This window comes from Spiroplasma endosymbiont of Megaselia nigra (assembly GCF_003987485.1).
GTDB lineage: Bacteria > Bacillota_I > Bacilli_A > Mycoplasmatales > Mycoplasmataceae > Spiroplasma.
Genome location: NZ_RCOO01000078.1, coordinates 1 through 5,104 on the forward strand (window position 1 = coordinate 1; position 5,104 = coordinate 5,104).

Consider the following 5,104-nt stretch of genomic DNA (forward strand, 5'->3'; position numbering starts at 1 on the left):
GGGTAAAAATTATCATTGTGCTGATAATATTGTTATTGAAAGTTTTCATTCTTTATTAAAAAAAGCAACAATTCATAACAATATTTACTTATCGCATGATGAATATATTAATGATGTTAAAAAATGAAATAAATGATATTCAAGCCGCAAAGAAAAGGATATAATAAATAAAAGTTTATAAACCTTTTTTACTAATACTTACTTTTTGGGGCGCACTCTAAAGATAATTCATTTGTTAGTAAAATCATTATTCGATGTTCTTCCATGATGAGCTGCCTTATTAATTTCAATAATAATTTTAATGCTTATAATTGGATTAGTTCTTTTTTTTAAACGAAGAACTGATCAAGTTGCAAATCATAGTGAAAATAAAAAATTAGAAAGTTTATGGCAAAAAATTGGTAAGTCAAGAAAAAAACACAAAAAGCAAAAAGCAGTAAATAAGAATAAGAATAAAAATCAAGATAAAGATAAATTAAAATAAAAATCATAATTTTTATTTTTTTATATTACAATATTTCCAGGATATTTTAGGTTCATTATAATTAGCTATATAAAGGGGGATACAATGATAAAAGTACAAGGAAAAAAACATCTGAAATTTTTTGCCTCAAAAAAATGATATGCGACTGCATTAGTACTAATTTTATTAGCAACATTACAATAAATTATTATGGAATCAACAGACTTAGTTGATAATTTTTTTGCAAGTTCAATTCAAAAAAATGTCCATGTGGTGTACAAGGAGCCGCAATTGCTACGTCATCTTCACGTATTTTGCAACTTGTTTTTATAATAGTTTTATTTTCATATAAACGGTATAAATTTATTCATCGAAATTGATGACACTTTGATGGTTATGTTACAAAACGAGCGTTTCAAAAAGCTTGACTAATTGTTTTAAATGAAATTTTTTGATCAGTCGGAATGGTAGTACAAGTTAAATTACGAGCATATTATAGTTTAGATGCTTTAACAGCAAATGCGATTTTTTCAACAATTATTGCTGCTTTATATACGACGCTTTATCATGGATTTGCTGCGGGAACTTCAGTTTTAGTTGGCAGCCGGTTAGGGGCTAATAATTTAGAAGAGGCAGAATATAATGGTAAACATTTAGTTATTTTGTCTTTTCTAGTTGTAATTATTGCGGGATTAATTTTAGTTGCCGGGGGATGATTTTTACCAGAATTATTGTTTGTAAATAATACGCCAGAAACATTTAGAATTGCACATTGGATGCTTTTTGCTTATGGATTATGATATCCTTGTTTAATGATTGCTGCAACAAGTTATGCTATTATTAGAACAGGTGGTGCTGTGATGAATGCCTTTGTTTTAGATGCTTTATTAACATGATTAGTGCCAGTACCATTATTAGCAATTTTAATTTTTACTTCAAATTTAGATATTATTTATATTGTATTAATTATGCAATCAGTTGACAGTTTAAAAGCAATTTGAGCATTGATTATTTTAAAACGAAAAAAATGGGTAAAAAATTTAACAGAAACTAAGCATATTACAGAATTTGATAATAAAGTAAAAAGTATAAAAAGAAATGCGAAAGAAATGTAAAAATTTTGCATTTTTTTATTTTTTGTGTATAATATTGTTTTGCATTTTAATACTAAAAAACAGTGAATGTATGATATAATTACTTTGTAATAAAACGGGTATAAAAGTGGCTAAACTAAATTTAATAAAACATATTAAGTTTTTTTGAATGGGGTAATCAGAAAAAATGAAAAAAATTAGAGTATTAACGTTAGAAAAAAAGGGAATTTTAAAAAAATTCTTATATCAGAATGAAGAAGTTAAATTAGGTGATAAAATTGCTTTAATTGAAACTGAAAATGGTGAATCTATTATTACAGCCCCAATGGATGGAATTATTGTTAAACCAATTAAAGAAGGCACTAAAATTAAACCCAATGCTGTTATTGCTAATTTGTTAACAACTGAAGATGAAATTGAAAAGTATTATTTTAAACGTCTTGAAGATAACGAATTTACTCGTTTAAATAAAAAGGGGGTAAAATTTTCGACAACAAAAAATAGTCAATTTGGAACAAAATGAAATGATGTTGAAGAAGATGATTATTCAGGAATTAGTATTGGGAACGAAAATACTTTACATCCAACTTTTACGCCACCTTTATTGAATCAGCAACAAGTTTACAATAATGAAAACATTATTAATTCAAGAACTGTATTAATTAATGAACAACAGCCATATGATACTTCGATATTATCACAAAATTTTAACCAAAATGGTGGAACTCCCTTTTCTAAAGAGAATACTATTAATAATAGTTCTTATTTTTCAACAAATATTGAACAAAATCAATCTATTAATTTTCAGCAACAAAACAATTCATCATCACAAAAACAACTTTTTGAACAACCCACTAAAATAACACAAGAAGAACAGAAACGATGGGATGAAACAGCATTATCTTTTGGTCCTAATAAAACACGAAGATTATCATTTAAAAATTTAAAAATTAATGATAATGATATTATTAATAATCGAGAAAAAATTCCTTCAATTGATACAATTAAAAACCCAATGAATAAAGAAATAAAAAGTGAGGCGAAGACAACAATGGTTAATATTCCTGATTTGAATAGTAATATGTTTCAAGATGGTAACTTTGAATCACAAACAAATAGTTTGAATCAACCGCCTTCTATTCCCAACCAAAATATTATAACGAATGCTATTCCAATTGGACAAACAAAATTAACAGAAGAAAATCAAGCAAAAGAATATGCAAAATATTTAGTTAATACAACAAAGCATCAAGATGAAGCACCAATTAATGCAACAGCATTTTTTGGTGGTCAAAATGAAAATACTAGTTTTCGTAATCTTTTAAATCAACGTCGTGAGCAATTACATAATAATAATGATTTTCATGAGTTATCATTAGAAAGTGATAATTCCAAAAATTCAATGGATTTTTTAGATGAAGATGGACGTCCTAAAATTTTACGTAATATTGTCCAAGGAAGAATGAATGATTTAATTAAAAGAAATGTATCATCAGAAGTACAAACTGGGTATAGTAGTTCTGCTTCTAATTATAATGACAATGTTAATACTTTTAAAACAAATGACAAAAAATTATTTGATGAAGCTTATATTTCTGCTGATGGTTACACAATTGATCCAAATGAGTCAAATGAAGCGAAAGAAAAAAAACAAGGACATTTTTCTCCATTAAAATCTTATCGTGATCGTTTATATGAAAAATTAAATGATAATGGGCAACGAGAAAAAATTTTAAAAACAAGAAATCAACGAGAGTTAATTAAGAAAAGAATGGAGCAAATTGCAAAAGGAAATGTTGAAGTTGATTCTGTTTTAGGAGGAATTAGTAATTATCAGCGTCCTTCTTTTGAGGAAGTTGAATCACAATATAAAATATTAGATAATGAATATTATGATAATAATTCGCAGCAGAAAAAAACAAATGATGATATAGTTAAACCATCTTTATCATATGAAAAACAACAATCATCTAAGCAACTAACTCAACTTGAAAACAGTGATGAAAGTAACTGTAGTTTAAAAGGTACAATTGATAATAATGTAATGATTAAATTGGCAATTTTAAAAGAACGCTTAGCTAATCAAGAACAAAATAATCGTCAAAATGAATTATTACGAGAAATTAAAAGTTTACGTCAAGTAAATAATAATAATAATAATAATAATAATAATAATACAGATGGAACAAACATTGAAAAAATGATGCAATATATGTTAATGCAACAAATGTTAAAAACAATGAATGAGTCAGATCCTGTTTTAAAAGAGATGTTAAAAGAATTTAAATTTAATAATAAACAAGGGCCTGAATTAAAAACTGAACATAATTGTGAAACACATAATTTACAAGTTAAAAAATTTAATTCCACAGAAACTACAATTCCTAATAGTTATGGAAACTTGGTACAACCATTAAATAACAATTTAAATATTATTAATACTAATAGTCAAGTTGAACCACAGGGATTAGAAACAAGAGAAGAAATTAAATCAACAAGATATCCTGCGATTCAATCAATGATTATGTCTCAAGCACATGTACCACCATTAACAATTAATACTGAAATTGATATGTCAGCAATTATTGATCAACAACGAAAATTAAAAAATGCTAATGCTGAGCATGGTGTTCGATTTTCGACAATGAGTTTTTTAATAAAAGCAGTTTCGTTAGCTTTAAGTGAATATCAAAAATTAAATTCATATTATGATTCAAAAACAAATCAAATTGTAATTAAAAATTCACAACACATTGGGTTAACAACAGAAACTAGTGAGGGATTAGTTATTCCAGTTATTAAATTTGCTGAGCGAATGAGTTTAAAACAAATTGCAATTAACATTCAAGAAACAATTGAACGTTTACGTCAAGGTGAATTATATGATTATGAATTAAAAGGAAGTACTATTACTATTGCCAACTATGGAATGGTTGGAGCAGTTAATGCAACACCAACAATTTTTTATCCTAATTCAGCAGTAATTGGTGTTGGGCGTATTGTTCGTAAACCAATTGTCATAAAAGGGGATAAACTAGTAATTCGTTCAATAATGAATCTTGCTTTAACAATTGATCAACGAATTATTGATGCTGCAGAAGCAGGGATTTTCTTAACACGATTAAAAGAAATTTTAGAATCACCAGAATTAATTACGTTGTCATAAAAAAATCTTATTAATTAAAAATTAATAAGATTTTTTAATTTTGTAAATTGTAAAACGAATTAGGACAAAACAACTCTTATTAATTAAAAGAAAAGAGTTGTTTTTTTAATTAAAAAATGACTCACTTAACATGTTAAATATTTAATTTCATATTTTTGTAAAAATAAACTATTAAAAATTAAATAGTGTTTTAAGTGTGTCAAAATTGTACTTTTTTTAATAATCAATGTTTTAAAACAATGTTTTTAATCTTTGTTTATTAATAAACATTGAACTAAAAGCAAGACTGCACCCCAAAAAGTAAGTAAAATTAAAAAAGAACTTTACTAAACTTTTAGAGGAGGTGCATTTTTTAATGGCAGGAAAAGAACAAAAATTTAA

At 26.0% G+C, this 5,104-nt stretch carries 3 protein-coding genes and 1 pseudogene; all 4 read left to right on the plus strand.

The window, feature by feature from the left end:
- Window positions 1-181, plus strand: a pseudogene (locus D9R21_RS07090) (IS3 family transposase); the annotation flags it as partial.
- A gap of 24 nt (window positions 182-205) precedes the next feature.
- Window positions 206-484 (plus strand): hypothetical protein, encoded by a 279-nt coding sequence (locus D9R21_RS04225; RefSeq protein ID WP_241568760.1) that lies wholly within the window; start codon window positions 206-208, stop codon window positions 482-484.
- 293 nt (window positions 485-777) lie between these two features.
- Window positions 778-1,578, plus strand: coding sequence for an MATE family efflux transporter (locus D9R21_RS04230; RefSeq protein ID WP_241568761.1), 801 nt, complete (start codon window positions 778-780; stop codon window positions 1,576-1,578).
- A gap of 166 nt (window positions 1,579-1,744) precedes the next feature.
- A complete protein-coding gene (locus tag D9R21_RS04235) occupies window positions 1,745-4,723 on the plus strand; it encodes a 2-oxo acid dehydrogenase subunit E2 (RefSeq protein ID WP_241568762.1) in 2,979 nt (992 codons plus the stop codon).
- Window positions 4,724-5,104: the final 381 nt, after the last annotated feature.